Origin of the sequence: Bradyrhizobium monzae (assembly GCF_021458635.1) — a bacterium.
GTDB lineage: Bacteria > Pseudomonadota > Alphaproteobacteria > Rhizobiales > Xanthobacteraceae > Bradyrhizobium.
In genome coordinates, this window is sequence record NZ_JAIRDQ010000002.1 from 714480 (window position 1) to 734217 (window position 19738).

Sequence of the window (19738 nt, forward strand, 5' to 3'; positions counted from 1 at the left end):
ACAGTCGAGGGGCTCAGCGTGACGAACAAACCTGATCGATCGGGATTCTGTATCCTTGCAGGTCTCGCGCTTGCGGCCATGACCGCATCCATGATGCCATCGGCCTCGGCCCACGAAGCGAACAAGCGCGTTGCCGATGCAAATGCGCTTGCCACGACCGACTCCTCATCGCGACAGGCGCCGCAATCGACGCGGCGCCCCGTCGCGCGTGCGGAGAAAGGTCCGTACTACGTCGACTTCCGCGCGCGGACGGCGGCGAGCTGGGGCCATGCCTTCGTCTGGTACGGCAAGACCAGCGAGCGCGCCGTCGACGTCGCGGGCCTCACGCCCAAGGGCGACACCTGGAGTTACGTGCTCGGTCACCTCACCTGGGTGCCATCCGAGACCGGCGCGAGCTACGGCGATCTCGATCCGGACTATCTGACCGCGAGCTATCGCGTCTATCTGAACGAGGCCGACGCCAAGCGCGTCTTCGCTTACATCAAGAAGCTGCAGGCAAGCTCGCCGGTCTGGAACGCCGAGACCACCAACTGCACCGGCTTCATCGGCGACATCGCCGAGTACATGGGACTGAAAGTCCCCTATCGCTGGCAGCGCCCGGAAAACTTCGTCAACAGCCTCAAAGAAATCAACGGCGGCCGCCAGCTGGTGCGGCTGTCGGCGGAGTAGCTGTCGAGGCTGCCCGCCACGCCGCTCCGTCGTCGCGAGCGCGGCGAAGCAATCCAGAATCTTTCCGCGGAGGGACTCTGGATTGCTTCGCTGCACTCGCAATGACGTGGCTGATGCAGTGGCGCGCGCCAATTATCCGCCCTGCGGAATCACCCTCACTCCCCGCATGACGCCCCGCCCTCACCGCACGGCCGCGCAATAGACTTTTGCCGACCCGGGCGGCATCCTCCCGCCATCAACCGATAACAGAGCCTGTCACGCAGGCGGGGGAAACAAAGATGCTGCAGACACGGTTCACCAAACTCGTCGGCGTCGAGCACCCGATCGTCCAGGGTGGCATGCAATGGGTCGGGCGGGCCGAGCTGGTCGCAGCGGTCGCCAACGCCGGCGCGCTCGGTTTCATCACGGCGCTGACCCAGCCAACGCCGGAGGATCTGACCAAGGAGATCGCGCGCTGCCGCGACCTCACCGACAAGCCCTTCGGCGTCAACCTCACCATCCTGCCCGCGATCAAGCCGCCGCCTTACGCCGAATACCGCGCCGCCATCATCGAGAGCGGCATCACGGTGGTCGAGACTGCCGGCAACAAGCCGCAGGAGCATGTCGACGAGTTCAGGAAGCATGGCGTCAAGGTCGTGCACAAATGCACCAGCGTCCGCCACGCCCTATCGGCCGAGCGGATGGGCGTCGACGCCATCTCGATCGATGGGTTCGAATGCGCCGGCCACCCCGGCGAGGACGACACCCCCGGCCTGATCCTGATCCCGGCCGCCGCGAACAAGGTCAAGATCCCGATGATCGCCTCCGGCGGCTTTGCCGATGCCCGCGGCCTCGTGGCGGCGCTAGCGCTGGGCGCCGAGGGCATCAACATGGGCACCCGCTTCATGGCCACCAAGGAAAGCCCGATCCACCAGCTCATCAAGGAGAAGATCGTCGCCAATGACGAGCGCGAGACCGAGCTGATCTTCCGCACCATGCGCAACACCTCGCGCGTCGCCAGGAACGAGATCTCGACCAAGGTCGTCGCCATGGAGAAGGAAGGCGCCAAGTTCGAGGACATCCGCGAGCTCGTCGCCGGCGCCCGTGGCAAGATGGTCTACGCGACAGGCAATTCGGATGAAGGCATCTGGTCGGCGGGTCAGGTACAAGGCCTGATCCAGGACATCCCGAGCTGCGGCGAGCTCATCTCGCGCATCGTGCGCGAAGCCGAGGCGATCATTCGCAACCGGCTCGAAGGCATGATCGCTCATCCAAGCGCGCAAGCCGCGGAATAATCACTGCAAGAAGCGAGAGTAATTCATGAAGGCTTATGTCTATGGCCCTGAGGGCGCTCGGATTTCCGACGTCGTTCAACCAAAACCTAAAGGCACGCAGGTGCTGGTTCGCGTGCGTGCCTGTGGCCTCAATCGCGCCGACACCGGCATGCGCAAGGGCCACGCCCATGGCGCCGCGGGCGGCGTCGGCACCGTGCTCGGGATGGAATGGGCCGGCGAGGTTGCCGAGCTCGGACCGGATGCCAAGGGCGTCAAGGTCGGTGATCGCATCATGGGCTCGGGCGGCGCGGCGTTTGCCGAGTATACGCTCGCGGACCACGGCCGGCTATTTCGCGCGCCCTCGAACATGAACTTCGAGGAGGCCTCCACCCTCCCCGTCGCGCTTGCGACCATGCACAACGCCGTGGTCACGGTCGGGGGTGTGCAGCCTGGCCAGGCCGTGCTGATCCAGGGTGCCAGCTCGGGCGTCGGCCTGATGGCGATGCAAATCGCCAAGCTCAAGGGCGCCAGGATGGTGATCGGCTCCTCGACCGATGCCTATCGCCGCGGCCGGCTGAACGAATACGGCGCCGACCTCGCGGTCGACTCCTCCGACCCCAAATGGGTGGAAGAGGTGCTAAAGGCGACCAACGGCGAAGGCGTCGACGTCATCGTCGACCAGGTTTCGGGCAAGGTCGCCAACCAGAACCTCGCTGCAACCAAGGTCCTGGGCCGCATCGTCAATGTCGGACGGCTCGGCGGCACCCATGCCGACTTCAACTTCGACCTGCATGCCGCCCGCCGCATCAGCTATATCGGCGTCACCTTCCGCACCCGCACCATCGAGGAGGTCCGCGCGATCTTCGACGAGGTCAGGAAGGACATCTGGGGTGCGGTCGAGTCGCGCAAGCTCCAATTGCCGATCGACAAGGTCTATGGGTTCGACGACATCGACAAGGCGTTCGAGCACATGGAGGCGAACAAGCACCTGGGGAAGATCGTGGTGACGCTTTAACAGCAGCCGGACGAGAACCGCACTCTCTCCACTCGTCATGGCCGGGCTTGTCCCGGCCATCCACGTCTTTGCCACGAGGAACGAAGAACGTGGATGCCCGGGACCAGCCCGGGCACGACGGAGGGAGTGGCACAGCATACAATTCGGAAGCATTCGCAATAGCTTCGCTCCTGCAACTCACTAGCGACTACAGCTGTGGATCGTCGCTTGATGTTCGCGAACGCCCTGCTAAATCCCCGACCATGAGCGGACAACACGACAAGACATCGGTCGCGGCAATCTCGATCCTGGCCAGCGGCGGCATGGCGGCGGCCAAATTCGTGGTCGGCATCGCGATCGGATCGCTGGCGCTGATCTCCGAAGCGCTGCACTCCTCAATCGACCTGGTCGCAACCATCATCACCTGGGCGGTGGTGCGGGTCTCGGACAAGCCGGCCGATGACGAGCACCATTATGGCCACGGCAAGCTCGAGAGCATCTCCGCGCTCGGCGTGACCGCCCTGCTCTACGTGCTGGCCGGCGGCATTTTGGTCCAATCCTATAGCCACCTTCGCGAGGGAACCCCGCCGCCGACGATTTCGGCCGTGCCGTTTGTGGTGCTCGTGATCGATATCGTCGTCAATCTATGGCGCGCCCGCGCCCTGCATCGTGCCGCCCGGGAGACCCGAAGCGAGGCGCTAGCCGCTGACGCGCTGCACTTCGCATCAGACGTCATGGGCTCCTGTGCCGTGATCGTGGGCCTGATTCTCGCAGCGCTCGGCTTCTGGTGGGGTGACGCGGCCGCTGCCGCAGCGGTGGCCGTGATGATCGCCCTGCTCGGCCTGCGGATGGCAAGCTCCACGGTGCAGACGCTCGTCGACCGCGCGCCGGAAGGCGCGCTGGAGAAGGCCACCGACGCGATCCGCAGCGTATCCGGCGTGATCGACGTCGAGCGCCTGCGGGTGCGCATGGTCGGGGCCACCACGTTCATCGACTGCATCGTCAAGGTGCCCAGGACCTACCCGATCGACCGCGTCGAGGAGATCAAGCGCAGCGCGCAAGCCGCCGTCACCAGGGCCTTCGGCGATGCCGACCTCACCTTCGCCGCAGTGCCGGTCGCCCGCGACAACGAGACCGTGCGCGACCGCATCATGGTGATCGCGCATAATTCCGGCCTCGCCATCCACCACGTCACGGTGCACGACTTGGGTACGATGCAGAACCTGGGCGGCAAGCTGATCGTCAGCATCGACCTCGAGGTCGACGCCGACATGCAGCTCGAGGCCGCCCACGACGTCGCCAACACGCTGGAGCGCAGCATCCAGGAGGAGTTTGGCGCCGACGTCGAGGTCGACGTCCATATCGAGCCGCTGGAACCGGAGCTGCCGTTCGGCGTCGACGCCGTCCCGGAACGGGTGCAGACCATCGCAGCCGCGCTGACGGAATATGCCGCCGGCGGCGATATCCACGACATCCATAATGTGCGTGTCCGCAATACCGATGCCGGCGAGATCGTCAATTTCCATTGCCGCGCCACGCCATCGATGAGCGTGATCAAGGTGCACGAGCAAGTTGATGCGATCGAGCGCCGCTTGCGTCGCGCGTTCCCGAGCGTGAAGCGCGTCATCAGCCACGCCGAACCGCCGCGTGCGTGATGGAGTCGCACGTTCTCGTTTCGGACTCGTCGCGCACGTGAGTTTGCGGACTCGAAGCGCGCGAACTCTGCGTTGGATAAGAATTATTTCGCGTTAACGTTTCGTTGACTCTCGACAGCCTGCGCAAACTGGATTCAAATCGCTGTGATTCGAAAGCGACGTGGGGCTGCTTTCGAAATTCGTCGTAAGCTGGTTTTCAGGGGGCCGAAGGCATGGCGCGCGCAGACGCCGCGAACGCGTGTGTCCAATCCGATTCGATCAAGGGATTGGCACAATCGATCGCGAAACCTGCCTATCATCGGCTCCTGATCGCGGAGCCAGCGCTGCGTCGCGCCGTGCCGACGCTCATCATCGCCTTCCTCGTCACGATCTGCCTCGGCGCATTCGTCCAGGTCGTCGACCAGACGCGCCAGAAGCGCCAGGTGATCCAGAACGACATTTCATTCCTCGCCGAACTGCTCGCCGAGCGCATCGACCGCGTCACCTCCGTGCGCGCGGAGCGGCTGAAGAGCATCGAGAACCTGCCGACAATGCTGCCCGACATGATCCCGTCCCGGGCCAGAGTCTCGGGACGCCACGTCGTCGTCACCTCGGCCGGGATCGACCGCCGCGTGCTCGCCCGCATTCCGATCGACAGCGACAGCTCAGGCAACGACCGCCTGCTCGATGCGATCACCACCGCACAGCTGCTCGCAGCACCACCGCGCGACAATGACATCTCCAACATGACGCTGCCGAACGGCAACGCCGCAGTGGCGACCTCGCGGCAGATCAAGTCGATGCCGGGCCTCGTCACCGTGATCCAGGAGCGCAACGAGCCGATCTGGGGGTCGGACGCGGCGCTCTCGGTGACGCTGTCGGCCACCACCGGCTTCGTCGTCCTGATCCTCGGCTTCGCCTTCCACTGGCAGTCGACCCGCGCCCGCGAAGGCGACCTCATCAACGACGCCGTGCGCGGCCGGATCGACACCGCGCTCAACCGCGGCCGCTGCGGCCTGTGGGACTGGGACCTGTCGCGCGGCCGGATCTTCTGGTCGCAATCGATGTTTTCGATGCTGGGCCTCGACGGCCGCAACGAGCTCCTCACCTTCGGCGAGGTCAATGCGCTGGTGAAGTCCGACGACATCGACCTGTTCGCGATCGCCGACCAGCTCATCTCCGAGAAGATCGACCACATCGACCAGACCTTCCGCATGCAGCACGTCGACGGCCACTGGATCTGGCTCCGCGTCCGCTGCGAGCGGACCCGCGGTGCCAGCGATTCCGGCATGCACCTGATCGGGATCGCGGTCGACATCACCGAGCAGAAGAGCCTCGCCGAGCGCACCGTGGAAGCCGACCTTCGCCTGCGCGACGCGATCGAGACCATTCCGGAAGCCTTCGTGCTGTGGGACGCCAGCGACCGCTTGGTGCTCTGCAACTCGCACTTCCAGCGCCTGCACAAGCTGCCCGACACGGCCGTGATCCCCGGCACCTCCTACGAGACCGTGCTGGAAGTCGGCCGCATGCCGGAGGTCCGGACCCGCCACAACGAGACCGCTGCCCAAGGCCCCGGCGCCCGCACCTTCGAGGCCCAGCTCGACGACGGCAGCTGGCTGCACATCAGCGAGCGCCGCACCAAGGACGGCGGCTACGTCTCGGTCGGCACCGACATCACCCGCATCAAGGAGCACGAGCAGAAGCTCGTCGACAACGACCTGCGCCTGCGCGCCACCGTCATCGACCTCAAGCGCTCGCAGGCGGCGCTGGAGCGCCAGACCATCGAGCTCGCCGATCTCGCCGAGAAATATCAGCGCGAGAAGACCCGGGCCGAGGAAGCCAACCAGACCAAGTCGAAATTCCTGGCCAATATGAGCCACGAGCTGCGCACGCCGCTCAATGCGATCATCGGCTTCTCCGAGATCATGGGCTCGGGCATGTTCGGCGAGCTGGGCTCGGAGAAGTACCAGGAATACTGCCACGACATCCTGACCAGCGGCCATTATCTGCTCGAGGTCATCAACGACATCCTCGACATGTCCAAGATCGAGGCCGGCCGCATGAAGCTCGATATGGAAGAGCTCGACCTCGCACAGACGCTCGCGGAATCCCTGCGCGTCGTCGCCGGTCGGGCGCAGGACAAGAATTTGGCGCTTGACGCAGAAATCGAGAAATCGATCTCCGTCGTCGCCGATCGCCGTGCGACCAAGCAGATCATCGTCAACCTGTTGTCCAACGCCGTGAAGTTCACGCCCGACGGCGGACGCATCGTGGTGCGCAGCCGGCAGTTCGAGGACAGGATCGTGCTGATGATCGCCGACACCGGCATCGGCATCGCGCCGCACTCGCTGGCGCGGCTCGGACACCCGTTCGAGCAGGTCGAGAGCCAGCTCACCAAGACCTATCACGGCTCCGGCCTTGGGCTCGCGATCGCCCGCTCGCTGGCACAGCTCCACGGCGGCTCGATGAAACTGCGCTCCAGGCTGGAAGTCGGCACCGTCGTCCGCGTGACGCTGCCGCGCGACGCCATCAAGGCGGCGGCAGGGATTTCCGCTGCGGCCTAGAGCGGAATGGGCTTAGGTTGAATCACGCGACCGCGGACTCGGTGCACCTCTCCCGCTTGCGGGAGAGGTCGGCGCAACGCGCCGGGTGAGGGTTCTCTCCTCTTGGGGATTCTCGATTGCGGAGATACCCTCTCCCCAGCCCTCCCCCGCAAGCGGGGGAGGGAGCACACCTCCCTCGTTGCGGCATTCGAACCTGATCTCACTATGCCCTACGCTTGCAGCGACGGCGCCACTTCGCGCGCGACGTTGACCAGCGCCGCGATCAGCGGCGTCATCGGATCGCGCTGCGGGATCACCAGACCGATACTGTAATTGACCTCGGGATCGGTGATCGGGATCGAGCGGACCTTGTCGGACAGGCCGAGCGTCTCGGCGAGCTTGGCCGGCATCACGCTCGCCCACCGCCCGGTCTTCACATGCGTGTACAGCACGAGCAACGAGTTCGATGTCAGCGTCGGCGTCGCCTCCGCGCCGACCGAGCGCAGCGCGCGGTCGATGATGCGGCGGTTCTGCATGTCGGGCGTCAGCAGGCACAGCGGCACCTGCCCGACCTCGGTCCAGGTCACGGACTCACGGTCGCCGAACATCGCATCCGGCGCGGTCAGGAGGCGGTAGCTCTCGTTGAACAGCGGAATCGTGCGCACCTTCCCGATCGGCTCGTTCTCGATATAGGTAAGCCCGGCATCGACCTCGAGATTTTCGAGCAACCCCAGCACCTCCGACGAGGTCGTCGAGCGGATGCTGAAACGCACCTCGGGATGCCGCGCGCGGAATGGCGTCGTCAGCGAGGCCACCATGCCGAGCACGGTCGGAATCGCTGCAATCCGGATCTCGCCGGACAACTTGTCCTTCAGCGAGTTGATCTCCTGGCGCATCGCGCGGGCGTCGCCCACGATCCGCCGGGCCCAGTCCAACGCCCGCTCGCCCTCGGGGGTGAATCCCTGGAATCGGGACCCACGCTGGACCAGCATCACGCCAAGGATCTCCTCGAGCTGCTTCAGCCCGGTCGACATGGTTGGCTGGGTGACGCCGCAGACCTCTGCCGCCCGTCCAAAATGCCGCTCCTTGGCCAGCGCCAGCAGCAGTTCAAGCTTGTCGATCAACCGTCCGTCCCCTGGCTCTCTGTGGTGGCATGCAAGCTATCACGCCGGGCCTGCACCAACACGCAAAAACCGGCGACCGATACAAGTTTCATCAGTGCTTCGCATCGATCGATTTGGTTTCCAAATCGATCTGAATTCGCAATCGCAGCATGAGACAGCTTTATTGATCTTCGAACGATTCCAAATAATTTGCGCGGAAGGGACGCTCAATTTGAGAACGAAGAATGACAGCGGTTTACGAGCCTTCATACGAGCCTTGGAACGAGACGCGCGGCGCCGAGATCATCGCCGAACATGCCAAGCAGGAAGGTGCGACGCTCGTGATTCTGCACGCGCTCCAGGAGGCGTTCGGCTACGTGCCGGAGGCCGCGATTCCCATGGTGGCGCAGGCGCTGAACCTGTCGCGCGCCGAAGTCCATGGCGTCTTCACTTTCTACCATGACTTCCGCCACAAGCCGGCCGGCCGCCATGTGCTGAAGCTGTGCCGCGCCGAGGCCTGCCAGGCCGCCGGTGGCGATGCACTGGCGGCGCGCGCCGAAGCGAGGCTTGGCGTCTCGCTCGGCAACACCACCGCGGATGATCGCGTCACGCTGGAGCCGATCTACTGCCTCGGACTGTGCGCGACCGCGCCGTCCGCGATGCTCGATGGCCGCCTCGTCGGCCGGCTCGACGAGAAGCGCATCGACGCGCTGGTCGCGGAGGCGCAGCGATGAGCATGCGGATCTTCATTTCTCGCGATGCTGCTGCGGTTGCCGTCGGCGCCGATGACATTGCGGTCGCTTTCGAGCAGGTCGCGGCCAAGCGCGGCCTGCCGGTCGAGATCGTCAGGACCGGCTCGCGCGGGCTCTACTGGCTGGAGCCGATGGTCGAGGTGGCAACCCTTAAAGGCAGGGTCGCTTACGGCCCGGTTAGCTCCGAGGACGTCGCTTCCGTATTCGACTCCATGGCGAGCAATGGACCGCACATGCTGCGGCTCGGCGTCGTAGACGAAATTCCCTGGCTCAAGCGCCAGACCCGTCTCACCTTCGCCCGCTGCGGCGTGATCGATCCGCGCTCGCTCGAGGATTATCGCGCTCATGGCGGCTACAAGGGCCTGGAGCGCGCGCTCTCGCTCGGCTCAGATGCGATCCTCAACGAGGTCACCGCCTCCGGCCTGCGCGGCCGCGGCGGCGCCGGCTTCCCGACCGGCATCAAATGGAAGACGGTCGCGCAAGCCAGCGCGAATCGCAAATTCATCGTCTGCAACGCCGACGAGGGCGACAGCGGCACCTTCGCCGATCGCATGATCATGGAAGGCGATCCCTTCCTCGTCATCGAGGGCATGACGACCGCCGGCATCACCGTCGGCGCGACCAAGGGCTACATCTACATCCGCAGCGAATATCCGCACGCGGTCGCGGCGATGAACGCTGCCATCGCCGCGGCACGGCGCGGCGGCTATCTCGGCGACAAGATCGGCGGCTCGACCACTAGCTTCGATATGGAAGTGCGCGTCGGCGCCGGCGCATATGTCTGCGGCGAGGAGACCTCGCTGCTCGAGAGCCTCGAAGGCCGTCGTGGCCTGGTGCGCGCAAAGCCGCCGCTGCCGGCCCATCACGGCCTGTTCGGCAAGCCCACCGTCATCAACAACGTGCTGTCGTTCGCGGCCATTCCCTTCATCCTCGCCGAGGGCGCCAAAGCTTACGCCGATTTCGGCATGGGACGCTCGCGCGGCACCATGCCGATCCAGCTTGCCGGTAACATCCGCCAGGGCGGGCTGTTCGAAACGGCGTTCGGCGTGACGCTCGGCGAGCTGGTCGACGACATCGGCGGCGGCACGTTCACCGGCCGCCCGGTTCGCGCGGTGCAGGTCGGCGGCCCGCTCGGCGCCTACTTCCCCCGCGCCCTGTTCGACACGCCGTTCGACTACGAAGCCTTCGCCGCGCGCGACGGCCTGATCGGCCATGGCGGCATCGTCGTGTTCGACGACAGCGTCGACATGCGCAAGCAGGCGCGCTTCGCCATGGAATTCTGCGCCGTCGAATCCTGCGGCAAGTGCACGCCCTGCCGCATCGGCTCGACCCGCGGCGTCGAGACCATCGAGAAGATCATCCGTGGCGAGCGGGTCACCGAAAACCTCGCGCTCGTCGAAGACCTCTGCAACACCATGAAATTCGGCTCACTCTGCGCACTCGGCGGCTTCACGCCCTACCCCGTGCTCAGCGCATTGAAGCACTTCCGGGAAGATTTCGCGCCCGTGCCGACCACGCTTCAGGCCGCGGAATAGGAGAACAACGATGTCTCTGATCGAAGAAATCGACTACGGCACGCCGCGCTCCAAATCGGAAACGATGGTGACGCTGACCATCGACGGCAATGAGGTCACGGTGCCCGAGGGTACTTCGATCATGCGCGCCGCGATGGATGCCGGCCACCAGATCCCGAAGCTTTGCGCGACCGACATGGTCGATGCATTCGGCTCCTGCCGTCTCTGCGTCGTCGAGATCGAGGGCCGCGCCGGCACGCCGGCCTCCTGCACCACGCCGGTGATGAACGGTCTGGTCGTCCACACCCAGAGCGAGCGGCTGAAGAAGCTGCGCAAGGGCGTGATGGAGCTCTACATCTCCGACCATCCGCTCGACTGCCTCACCTGCGGCGCCAACGGCGATTGCGAATTGCAGGACATGGCCGGCGCCGTGGGCCTGCGCGACGTGCGCTACGGCTATGAGGGCGAGAACCATGTCTTCGCCAAATCCCACGGCGAGATCAACGCCGCCTGGATGCCGAAGGACGAATCCAACCCCTACTTCACCTACGATCCCTCCAAGTGCATCGTCTGCTCGCGCTGCGTCCGCGCCTGCGAGGAAGTGCAAGGCACCTTCGCACTGACGATCTCCGGCCGCGGCTTCGACAGCCGCGTCTCACCCGGCATGAGCGAGAGTTTTCTCGGCTCCGAATGCGTCTCCTGCGGCGCCTGCGTGCAGGCCTGCCCGACCGCGACGCTGACGGAAAAGTCCGTGATCGAGATCGGCCAGCCCGAGCACTCGGTTGTCACCACCTGCGCCTATTGCGGCGTCGGCTGCACCTTCAAGGCCGAAATGCGCGGCGAGGAAGTCGTCCGCATGGTGCCGTACAAGGACGGCAAGGCCAATCGTGGCCATTCCTGCGTCAAGGGCCGCTTCGCCTGGGGCTACACCAACCACAAGGAGCGCATCCTCAATCCGATGATCCGCGAGCGGATCGAAGACCCCTGGCGCGAAGTGTCCTGGGACGAGGCGTTCTCGTTCGCCGCGGCCAGGATGCGCGGCATCCAGAAGAAATACGGCCGTGACGCCATCGGCGGCATCACCTCGTCCCGTTGCACCAACGAAGAAACCTATCTGGTGCAGAAGCTGATCCGCGCCGGCTTCGGCAACAACAATGTCGACACCTGCGCCCGCGTCTGCCACTCCCCGACCGGCTACGGTCTTTCGGTCACCTTCGGCACCTCCGCCGGAACGCAGGACTTCGACTCGGTCGAGAATACCGACGTCGCCATGATCATCGGCGCCAACCCGGCCTCGGCTCACCCCGTCTTCGCCTCCCGCCTGAAGAAGCGGCTGCGCCAGGGCGCGAAGCTGATCGTGGTCGATCCGCGCCGCACCGAGATGGTGGAATCGCCGCACGTGAAGGCGCTGCATCTGCCGCTGCTGCCCGGTACCAACGTCGCGGTCGTGACCGCGCTCGCGCATGTCATCGTCACCGAAGGTCTCGTCAACGAAGCCTTCGTGCGCGAGCGCTGCGACTGGAGCGAGTTCGAGGAATGGGCCGCCTTCGTCGCCCAGCCCAAGCACAGCCCCGAAGCAACCGCCATCCTGACCGGCGTCGATCCGCAGACGTTGCGCGAAGCGGCGCGCGTCTACGCCACCGGCGGCAACGGCGCGATCTATTACGGCCTCGGCGTCACCGAGCACAGCCAGGGCTCGACCACGGTAATCGCAATCGCGAACCTCGCGATGGCGACTGGCAATATCGGCCGTCCCGGCGTCGGGGTGAACCCGCTGCGCGGCCAGAACAACGTGCAGGGCTCCTGCGACATGGGCTCGTTCCCGCACGAGTTGCCCGGTTACCGCCACATCGCGGGCGATGCCGTGCGCGAGCAGTTCGAGGCGATGTGGGACGTCAAGCTCAACCCGGAGCCTGGCCTGCGCATTCCCAACATGTTCGATGCCGCGATCGAAGGCACGTTCATGGGGCTCTATGTGCAGGGCGAAGACATCCTGCAATCCGATCCCAACACCAAGCATGTGGTGGCGGCGCTGTCGGCGATGGAATGCGTCATCGTCCACGACCTCTTCCTCAACGAGACCGCGAACTACGCCCATGTCTTCTTGCCCGGCTCGAGCTTCCTCGAGAAGGACGGCACATTCACCAACGCCGAGCGCCGCATCCAGCGCGTTCGCAAGGTGATGTCGCCGAAGAACGGCATGGCCGACTGGGAAGTCACCATCGCGCTCGCCAAGGCGATGGGCTTCGAGATGAACTACCGCCATCCTTCCGAGATCATGGACGAGATCGCCGCGCTGACACCGACCTTTGCCGGCGTCTCCTACGCCAAGCTGGAAGAGCTTGGTTCGGTGCAGTGGCCCTGCAACGAGAAGGCGCCGGAGGGCACGCCGGTGATGCATATCGACGGCTTCGTCCGCGGCAAGGGCAAGTTCATCGTCACCGAATATGTCGCGACCGACGAGCGCACCGGCCCCCGCTTCCCGCTGCTGCTCACGACCGGACGCATCCTCAGCCAGTACAATGTCGGCGCGCAGACAAGGCGCACCGAGAACGTGGTCTGGCACGCCGAGGACCGGCTGGAGATTCATCCGCACGACGCCGAGCTGCGCGGCGTGCGCGACGGCGACTGGGTGCGGCTGCAGAGCCGTGCCGGCGAGACCACGCTGCGCGCGGAGATCACCGACCGGGTGTCGCCGGGCGTCGTCTACACCACCTTCCATCACCCGGACACGCAGGCCAACGTGATTACGACGGACTATTCGGACTGGGCCACCAACTGCCCCGAATACAAGGTCACGGCGGTGCAGATCTCGCCGTCGAACGGCCCGTCCGACTGGCAGAAGTCCTATGACGAGCAGGCACGGCACTCCCGCCGCATTGCGCCGGCCGAAGCCGCGGAGTAACCGCATGCACGTCCCGGTCCAGGCCATCGACCGCGAAATCTGGCGCGACGGTGTCGCGTCCGAGGGCACGCGGCTGATCCCGGAGGAGACGCCGCTGGCGCTGACCTACAATGGCGGCACCTATGCCGTCATGATGGGGACGCCGCAGAACCTGGAAGATTTCGCCGTCGGCTTCAGCCTGGACGAAGGCATCATCAAATCGGTCGATGACATCAAGTCGCTCGATGTGGTCCGCCTCGACGACGGCATCGAGCTGCGCATGTGGCTGGAGCAGGAGAACGCCGCACGCATCAGCGAGCGCCGCCGCCATATCGCCGGTCCCACCGGCTGCGGCATCTGCGGCATCGACTCGATCGCCGAAGCCATACGGCCCGCGGCCGTCGTGCTGCAAGGGCAGACCTTCACGCCGCATGAGATCATGATCGCGATGCAGGCGATCGCTCCCCTGCAAGCGATCAACATGCAGACCCGCGCGGTCCACGCCGCGGCCTTCTGGTCGCCATCGAACGGCGTCGTGGCCCTTCGCGAAGACGTCGGCCGCCACAACGCGCTCGACAAGCTCGCAGGTTCGCTGGCGCGCAGCCGGACGGATGCCGCGGGCGGCATGGTGCTGCTGACGAGCCGCGTCTCGGTCGAGATGGTGCAGAAGACCGCCGCCATCGGCGCGCCTGTGATGGTCGCGGTCTCCGCGCCCACCGCGCTCGCGGTGCGCACCGCCGCCGCCGCCGGCATCACGCTGATTGCAATTGCCCGCAGCGACGGGTTTGAAGTGTTCACGCACCAGGGCCGCGTCTCGGCGGACTGTGCTCAGGAGATTGTCAATGTCGTCGCCTGCTGACCGCCTCGTCTACATGGCCAACCAGATCGGCACATTTTTCCGCAGCCAGGGCCACGACAAGGCCGTGCCGGGGATCGCCGACCACATCAAGAAGTTCTGGGATCCCCGGATGAAGCGCGCGATCTTCGCGCATCTCGATGCCGGCGGCACTGGCCTCGAGCCGAACGTGCTCGAAGCCCTCACCTCGCTCAGGCAGACGACTTCCCTTCCAGCAGCGCACTGAACACGCGCCGCACCTCGCCCTGCGTCTCCTTCACGCGCGCCTCCAGCGACGAGAAATCCGGCGCATCGCCGGCGCGCGCCATCACACGCTGAAGATCAGTACCCGCCGTCTCCGGCTTGAAGCCGTCGCTGACGCAGAGCCGGAGGATCTGGGTCAAATCGTGATAGAGCCGCGCCGCGGCGCGCAGGATCTCCGCCTCCGAGTGCGGCAGCACGCCTAGTCTGGCTGCGTTGTCCAGCACCTGCACCGTGCCGACATCGAGAATCTCCGGCTTGTCATGGGCATGAACGAGCTGGAGATATTGCGCGATGAAATCGATGTCGACCATGCCGCCTGAGGCGTACTTCAAGTCCCAATAGTCGGTCTCCCCCTTCTCCTGCGCGATCGCGCGGCGCATGTCGGCGACGTCATTGGCGGTGATCGAGGGGTCGCGCCGTCGGGTCAGGACCTCGCGGATGATGCTTTCGATCCGCGCGGTGAATTCCGGCGATGCCGAGACCACGCGTGCGCGCGTCAACGCCATGTGCTCCCAGGTCCAGGCCTCGTTGGCCTGATAGTCCGCGAAGGAGACAAGGCTTGATGCGACCGGGCCGGCGCGGCCCGAAGGACGCAGCCGCATGTCGATCTCGTAGAGCACACCGTAATTGGTGCGGGTGGTGAAGGCGCTGATCAGGCGCTGGGTGAGGCGGGCGAAGTAATGCGCGCCCTGCAGTGACTTCTCGCCATCGGAGTCCGGATTGTCGCCGTCGAAATCGTAGAGCAGGATCAGATCGAGATCCGAAGATGCCGTCATCTCGCGGCTGCCGAGCCGGCCCATCGCGATGATGGCGGTCTCCTGCCCCTTGATCCGCCCGTGCTGGGCGGCAAAGCGATCGGCGACGAGGCCGTGCACGGTGTGGACGATGCCCTCGGCGACGTCTGCAAAGGCCGTGCTCGCCTGCTGCGCCGAGACGGTGCCGGAGAGGATGCGCGTACCGATCAGGAACAGGCTCTCCTGCCCGAACAGGCGCAGGCGGTCCAGGAACTCCTCATAGGAGCCGGCGTCCTGCACCGTGGTTGCAAGCCGTGCCGACAATTCCTGCTTTTGCGGCATCGCGCCGAAGAAGCGCGGATCGATCAGGCCGTCCATCAGCTGCGGCTGCCGCGCCAGCATCTCGCCGAGCCGGGGCGCAGCGCCAAGCACGAGCGCCACGAGCGCGACGAGATCGCGGTTCTGGCCAAGCAGCGTGATCAGCCGGCCGCCGCGCTGGAGCGCTGCAAGGAATTGATCGAACGCCACGACAGCGCGATCCGGCTCCTCGGCACGTGCGAGGCCGTCGATCAAGGCCGGCACGAACTCGACGAAGGCGTTTCGTGTCTGCTCGTTGCGGAACACGCGGTAGTCGCCGGTGAGCCAGTCGCGGACGGTCTGCGCAAGGGCGGCCGGCTTCTTGAAGCCGAGCGTGGTCAGATATTGCAGCAGGCGCGGATCATGAGGACCCGCACTGTAGTCGAGTGCCGGCAGACTTGCCGTTCCGGTCGGATCATCGCCCTCGAACAGTTTTTCGTAGTGCCCCTGAACGATCTCGAGCTGGCGCAACAGGTCGCGCGCGAAACTCTCGCGGCTGTCATAGCCGAAGAACCAGGCGAAGCGCTCCACCGCCTCCTTGTCCTCCGGCAACGCGTGGGTCTGCTCGTCGGCGATCATCTGGAGACGGTGCTCGACCCGGCGCAGGAATTCATACGCGGTGGTCAGCTCGTCGCGCGCCGCGGACGTGATCCAGTTGCTGGACGCAAGGTTGTTCAGCGCCGCAAGCGTCGGCCGCACCCGCAATTCCGGATGCCGGCCGCCGGCGATCAGCTGCTGGGTCTGGGCAAAGAATTCGATCTCGCGGATGCCGCCACGACCGACCTTGACATTGTGGCCCTCGACCGAGATCTCGCTCTGGCCGCGATAGGTCTGCATCTGCCGCTTCATGTCGTGCACGTCGGCAAGTGCGGCGAAGTCGAGATGCTTGCGCCAGACGAAGGGCGCGATCTCAGCCAGCAGCGCCTCGCCTGCGCCGGCATCGCCCGCGCAAGCACGCGCCTTGATCATCGCGGCACGCTCCCAGGTGCGCCCTTCCCGCTCGTAATAGTTCAGCGCGGCGTCGCGCGAGATCGCGACCTGCGTCGACGACGGATCGGGCCGCAGCCGCAGGTCGACGCGGAACACGTAGCCGTCATAGGTGCGCTGCTGGAGGATGCGCGCCATGCCTTGCGTCACCCGGACGAAGAATGGCTGCGGCTCGATGTCCGGTGCCAGCGTCGTCGCATCGGGGTCGAAAAACACGATGAGATCGATGTCGCTGGAATAGTTCAGCTCGCCTGCGCCCATCTTGCCCATCGCGAGCACGATCAGGCCGCAGCCGACTTCCGGCGCCTCGGGATCGGGCGGCGCGAGCTTGCCGCGTGCGGCTTCCTGTCGCAGCAGGTACTGCAGCGCCGCCTGCACCGAGGACACCGCGAGATCGGTCAGCGCCGCAGTCACCCGCATCACCGGCCAGACCCCGCCGATGTCACACAGTGCGATCAGCAGCGCGGCCTCCGCCTTCATGCGACGAAGCAGCCGCATCACCTCGGCTTCATCGGGGGCAGCAAGCACTGCGCCCCTCGCCTCTGCGATCAGCGCAGCGAGATGCGCATCCGGCTCGCACTCGAGCAGCCGGATCAGGCGCAGCGGATCGGCGCGCACCAGATCGAACAAATAAGGCGAGAATTCTACGATCCCGGCGAGAATGTCCCGGGCAAAAGGATGGACCAGCAAGCCTTCCAGACGGGCCGACTGTGCCGGCTCGAGCGCGGCCAGCCAGGTTTCGAAACGTCGTTGGTCGGTTGTGGAAGCGGCAATATGGGGAGCCTCCGCGAAGCGGGCGGCCAGGCTCTCACCATGCTTGTCCGCGTTTCCCGGCGCGGAGTGGTTCATGCCACCTTCTGTGGCACATCCGGTATTGGCGGAGCAACCCTGTCGCCGGCCCCCGCGCGCGCCGGCAGCAGCAGCGTGGCGACGAGACCGGGCTGGGCATCGCCCAGCCGCAATTCACCGCCATGCAATGTGGCGACGGCGGATGCGAGGCTGAGGCCGAGGCCGGAGCCCGGCATGGTGCGGCTGGCCTCCAGCCGGACGAACCGCTCGACCACGTGCTTGCGATCGGACTCGGGGATGCCGGGGCCGCGGTCGGTGACGCTCAGCAGCACTTGGTCGCCCTCCCGCTTCGCCTCGATCGTGATCTGACGGGCGTCCATGCTGACCACGGTTCCCGCCGACTGCGCCGCCGGCTTGCCGTATTTGATCGCGTTCTCGACGAGATTGGCGAGCGCCTGGCTGATCAATTCGCGATTGCCGTGGATGGGCGCGGCTTGCGTCTTCACCTTCAACGTCATGCCGTCGTCTTCGGCCAGCGGCTCGTAGAGCTCGTGAATGCCGCCCGCGACATCGGCCGCGTCGAAATCATCCATGTTGCCGCGCGCCTGGCCGGACTCCGCGCGCGCGATCATCAGCAGCGCGTTGAAGGTGCGGATCAGCCCATCGGATTCCTCGATGGTGCGTTCCAGCGCGGCGCGGTAATCGGCCTCGCAGCCCGACTTTGCCAGCGCCTCCTCGGCGCGGTTGCGCAGGCGCGTCAGCGGCGTCTTGAGGTCGTGGGCGATGTTGTCGGAAACTTCCTTGAGCCCCACCATCAGCGCCTCGATCCGCTCCAGCATGGCGTTGAGGTTTTCGGCGAGGCGGTCGAGCTCGTCGCCGCTGCGTCCCACCGGCAGGCGGCCGCTGAGATCACCGGTCATGATGCGCTGGGCCGTGCCAGTCATGGCATCGATGCGCGTCAGCACCCTGCGCGCGACGAAGACGCCGCCACCGAGGCCGAGCACCACCACGATCAGGATCGACCATTGCGCGGCCTTGGCGACGATGCCGAACAAGCGCCGCCGCTCGGCGAGGTCGCGGCCGATCAGGAGGCGGAAACCATTCTCCAACTCGGTGACGCGCACCAGCGCGCGATGGTCGCGCTCGTCCGCGTCCTCGAGGCGCCGGTAGGCGGTCTCCGTCCAGCCGCGCGTCGCCATCACGCCCGGCGCCAGCGAGCCGACATTGCCGGCAACCGCCTGTCCGGTCGGCGTGGTCACGAGGTAAAGATTGGCGCCCGGGCGCAGCGCGCGATACTCGATCGCGCGCACGAGGTAGAACATGCCGCGGCGGGCGTAGATGTCGTTGATCTCCGAAGTCTCGGCATTGACCGTCTGCGTGATCTCCTCGGTGATCAGCCGGCGCGTGTTCCAGGCGAAATAGCCGAGCAGCGAGGCCGCGAAAATCGCAAACAGGAACAGGTAGACCAGCGTCAGCCGGAATGCCGTGGTGCGGACGAGTTTACCGAATGCCGTCACGGATCATGTACCCGGCGCCGCGGATCGTGTGCAGCAGCGGCCGCTCGAAGCCCTTGTCGATCTTGGAGCGCAGCCGCGAAATGTGCACGTCGATCACGTTGGTCTGTGGATCGAAATGATAGTCCCAGACGTTCTCCAGCAGCATGGTGCGCGTCACCACCTGGCCGGCATGCTTCATCAAATATTCGAGCAGGCGGAATTCGCGCGGCTGCAGCGTCAGCTCGTCCTTGCCGCGGGCGACGCGGTGAGAGAGCCGGTCGAGCTCGAGATCGCCGACACGGTAGAGCGTGTCCTCGGCAGGTCCGCCGCGGCGGCGCGACAGCACCTCGACGCGGGCGAGCAGCTCGGCGAAGGAATAGGGCTTTGGCAGATAGTCGTCGCCCCCGGCGCGCAGACCCTTGATGCGATCGTCGACCTGCCCCAGCGCGGAAAGAATCAGCACCGGCGTCGTATCGGCCTTGTCGCGCAGCGAGCCGATCAGCGACAGCCCGTCGCGCTTGGGCAGCATGCGGTCGACCACCAGCACGTCGTAGTCGCCGTTCTCGGCCATGGCGAGGCCCTCCTCGCCGTCGCCGGCGTGGTCGGCAATGTGTCCGACCTCGCGAAACGCCTTCACGAGATAGTCGGCGGATTCGCGGTCGTCTTCGATGATGAGGAGGCGCATTGTGCGTTCGGCGGCGGTCAAGGAGGTCAACCTTCTCTGAACATGGCGCGAGCAGCAATCGCATGCAAGCCAAGCGAACGGGACTTGGCTAGGCAAAAAGGCGGGCGGTGAAGCTGGGGGGACCTCACCGCCCTAGGCCTTCCGACGGAGGGGGGCGTAATTCCACCGGAAGGTAGGCGTGGGGAGCAAACTTGCGCTGCTCCCCCGGAAGAGTGCCGGCGGCGGGGGCGACTGATGCCGGCGAC

Annotated in this window: 14 protein-coding genes; 10 read left to right on the forward strand and 4 right to left on the reverse strand. The window is 65.6% G+C overall.

Features of this window, described 5'->3' with window-relative positions; translation table 11 throughout:
- Nucleotides 1-18: 18 nt before the first annotated feature.
- The 5 genes from K3F49_RS12425 to K3F49_RS12445 all read left to right on the forward strand — a co-directional run bounded on the left by K3F49_RS12425 (nucleotide 19) and on the right by K3F49_RS12445 (nucleotide 7114).
- Nucleotides 19-669, forward strand: a complete 651-nt coding sequence (locus tag K3F49_RS12425; RefSeq protein WP_234681200.1) for a hypothetical protein — start codon at nucleotides 19-21, stop codon at nucleotides 667-669.
- A gap of 278 nt (nucleotides 670-947) precedes the next feature.
- Nucleotides 948-1943 carry an NAD(P)H-dependent flavin oxidoreductase gene (locus K3F49_RS12430; RefSeq protein ID WP_234681201.1) on the forward strand — a complete coding sequence of 332 codons (996 nt, stop codon included), beginning with the start codon at nucleotides 948-950 and terminating at the stop codon, nucleotides 1941-1943.
- A 25-nt stretch (nucleotides 1944-1968) separates the two neighbouring features.
- Nucleotides 1969-2937 (forward strand): zinc-binding dehydrogenase, encoded by a 969-nt coding sequence (locus tag K3F49_RS12435; protein ID WP_234681202.1) that lies wholly within the window; start codon nucleotides 1969-1971, stop codon nucleotides 2935-2937.
- Nucleotides 2938-3179: 242 nt separating this feature from the next.
- The gene (locus K3F49_RS12440; protein ID WP_234681203.1) at nucleotides 3180-4571 is read left to right on the forward strand and encodes a cation-efflux pump; all 1392 of its coding nucleotides are present in this window, start codon (nucleotides 3180-3182) and stop codon (nucleotides 4569-4571) included.
- Nucleotides 4572-4783: 212 nt separating this feature from the next.
- The gene (locus K3F49_RS12445) at nucleotides 4784-7114 is read left to right on the forward strand and encodes a PAS domain-containing sensor histidine kinase (protein ID WP_234681204.1); all 2331 of its coding nucleotides are present in this window, start codon (nucleotides 4784-4786) and stop codon (nucleotides 7112-7114) included.
- 209 nt (nucleotides 7115-7323) lie between these two features.
- Here K3F49_RS12445 and K3F49_RS12450 read toward each other — a convergent pair whose 3' ends face one another.
- Nucleotides 7324-8217: a LysR family transcriptional regulator gene (locus K3F49_RS12450; RefSeq protein WP_234681205.1), complete on the reverse strand. Its 894-nt coding sequence runs from the start codon at nucleotides 8215-8217 to the stop codon at nucleotides 7324-7326.
- Between the two features lie 224 nt (nucleotides 8218-8441).
- Between K3F49_RS12450 and K3F49_RS12455 the strand changes: the two genes are divergently transcribed.
- Genes K3F49_RS12455 through K3F49_RS12475 form a run of 5 tightly spaced genes read left to right on the forward strand, consistent with a single transcriptional unit; the run spans nucleotide 8442 to nucleotide 14428 of the window.
- Entirely contained in the window at nucleotides 8442-8930 is a 489-nt protein-coding gene (locus K3F49_RS12455; protein WP_234681206.1) for a formate dehydrogenase subunit gamma, read from the forward strand.
- The gene (locus K3F49_RS12460) at nucleotides 8927-10483 is read left to right on the forward strand and encodes a formate dehydrogenase beta subunit (RefSeq protein ID WP_234681207.1); all 1557 of its coding nucleotides are present in this window, start codon (nucleotides 8927-8929) and stop codon (nucleotides 10481-10483) included. Before K3F49_RS12455 ends, K3F49_RS12460 begins: the two co-directional genes overlap by 4 nt.
- Nucleotides 10484-10493: 10 nt before the next feature.
- Nucleotides 10494-13367, forward strand: coding sequence for a formate dehydrogenase subunit alpha (fdhF, locus tag K3F49_RS12465; protein ID WP_234681208.1), 2874 nt, complete (start codon nucleotides 10494-10496; stop codon nucleotides 13365-13367).
- A gap of 4 nt (nucleotides 13368-13371) precedes the next feature.
- Nucleotides 13372-14205 carry a formate dehydrogenase accessory sulfurtransferase FdhD gene (gene fdhD, locus K3F49_RS12470; RefSeq protein ID WP_234681209.1) on the forward strand — a complete coding sequence of 278 codons (834 nt, stop codon included), beginning with the start codon at nucleotides 13372-13374 and terminating at the stop codon, nucleotides 14203-14205.
- Nucleotides 14189-14428, forward strand: coding sequence for a formate dehydrogenase subunit delta (locus tag K3F49_RS12475; protein ID WP_234681210.1), 240 nt, complete (start codon nucleotides 14189-14191; stop codon nucleotides 14426-14428). The genes fdhD and K3F49_RS12475 overlap by 17 nt, the downstream gene beginning before the upstream one ends.
- On the opposite strand, the gene K3F49_RS12480 is transcribed toward K3F49_RS12475, so the two are convergent.
- Genes K3F49_RS12480 through K3F49_RS12490 form a run of 3 tightly spaced genes read right to left on the reverse strand, consistent with a single transcriptional unit; the run spans nucleotide 14394 to nucleotide 19493 of the window.
- Nucleotides 14394-17372, reverse strand: coding sequence for a bifunctional [glutamine synthetase] adenylyltransferase/[glutamine synthetase]-adenylyl-L-tyrosine phosphorylase (locus K3F49_RS12480; RefSeq protein WP_234681211.1), 2979 nt, complete (start codon nucleotides 17370-17372; stop codon nucleotides 14394-14396). The two genes, K3F49_RS12475 and K3F49_RS12480, sit on opposite strands and share 35 nt — an antisense overlap.
- A complete protein-coding gene (locus K3F49_RS12485) occupies nucleotides 17369-18829 on the reverse strand; it encodes a sensor histidine kinase (RefSeq protein ID WP_234681212.1) in 1461 nt (486 codons plus the stop codon). The genes K3F49_RS12480 and K3F49_RS12485 overlap by 4 nt, the downstream gene beginning before the upstream one ends.
- The gene (locus K3F49_RS12490) at nucleotides 18813-19493 is read right to left on the reverse strand and encodes a response regulator transcription factor (RefSeq protein WP_234681213.1); all 681 of its coding nucleotides are present in this window, start codon (nucleotides 19491-19493) and stop codon (nucleotides 18813-18815) included. Before K3F49_RS12490 ends, K3F49_RS12485 begins: the two co-directional genes overlap by 17 nt.
- Nucleotides 19494-19738 lie beyond the last annotated feature (245 nt).

Bases quoted from the DNA above. Each gene is read 5' to 3' on its own strand.
- K3F49_RS12430 (WP_234681201.1), top strand. From the start codon at position 948: ATGCTGCAGACACGGTTCACCAAACTCGTCGGCGTCGAGCACCCGATC.
- K3F49_RS12435 (WP_234681202.1), top strand. From the start codon at position 1,969: ATGAAGGCTTATGTCTATGGCCCTGAGGGCGCTCGGATTTCCGACGTC.
- K3F49_RS12440 (WP_234681203.1), top strand. From the start codon at position 3,180: ATGAGCGGACAACACGACAAGACATCGGTCGCGGCAATCTCGATCCTG.
- K3F49_RS12445 (WP_234681204.1), top strand. From the start codon at position 4,784: ATGGCGCGCGCAGACGCCGCGAACGCGTGTGTCCAATCCGATTCGATC.
- K3F49_RS12455 (WP_234681206.1), top strand. From the start codon at position 8,442: ATGACAGCGGTTTACGAGCCTTCATACGAGCCTTGGAACGAGACGCGC.
- K3F49_RS12460 (WP_234681207.1), top strand. From the start codon at position 8,927: ATGAGCATGCGGATCTTCATTTCTCGCGATGCTGCTGCGGTTGCCGTC.
- fdhF (WP_234681208.1), top strand. From the start codon at position 10,494: ATGTCTCTGATCGAAGAAATCGACTACGGCACGCCGCGCTCCAAATCG.
- fdhD (WP_234681209.1), top strand. From the start codon at position 13,372: ATGCACGTCCCGGTCCAGGCCATCGACCGCGAAATCTGGCGCGACGGT.
- K3F49_RS12475 (WP_234681210.1), top strand. From the start codon at position 14,189: ATGTCGTCGCCTGCTGACCGCCTCGTCTACATGGCCAACCAGATCGGC.
- K3F49_RS12480 (WP_234681211.1), bottom strand. From the start codon at position 17,372: ATGAACCACTCCGCGCCGGGAAACGCGGACAAGCATGGTGAGAGCCTG.
- K3F49_RS12490 (WP_234681213.1), bottom strand. From the start codon at position 19,493: ATGCGCCTCCTCATCATCGAAGACGACCGCGAATCCGCCGACTATCTC.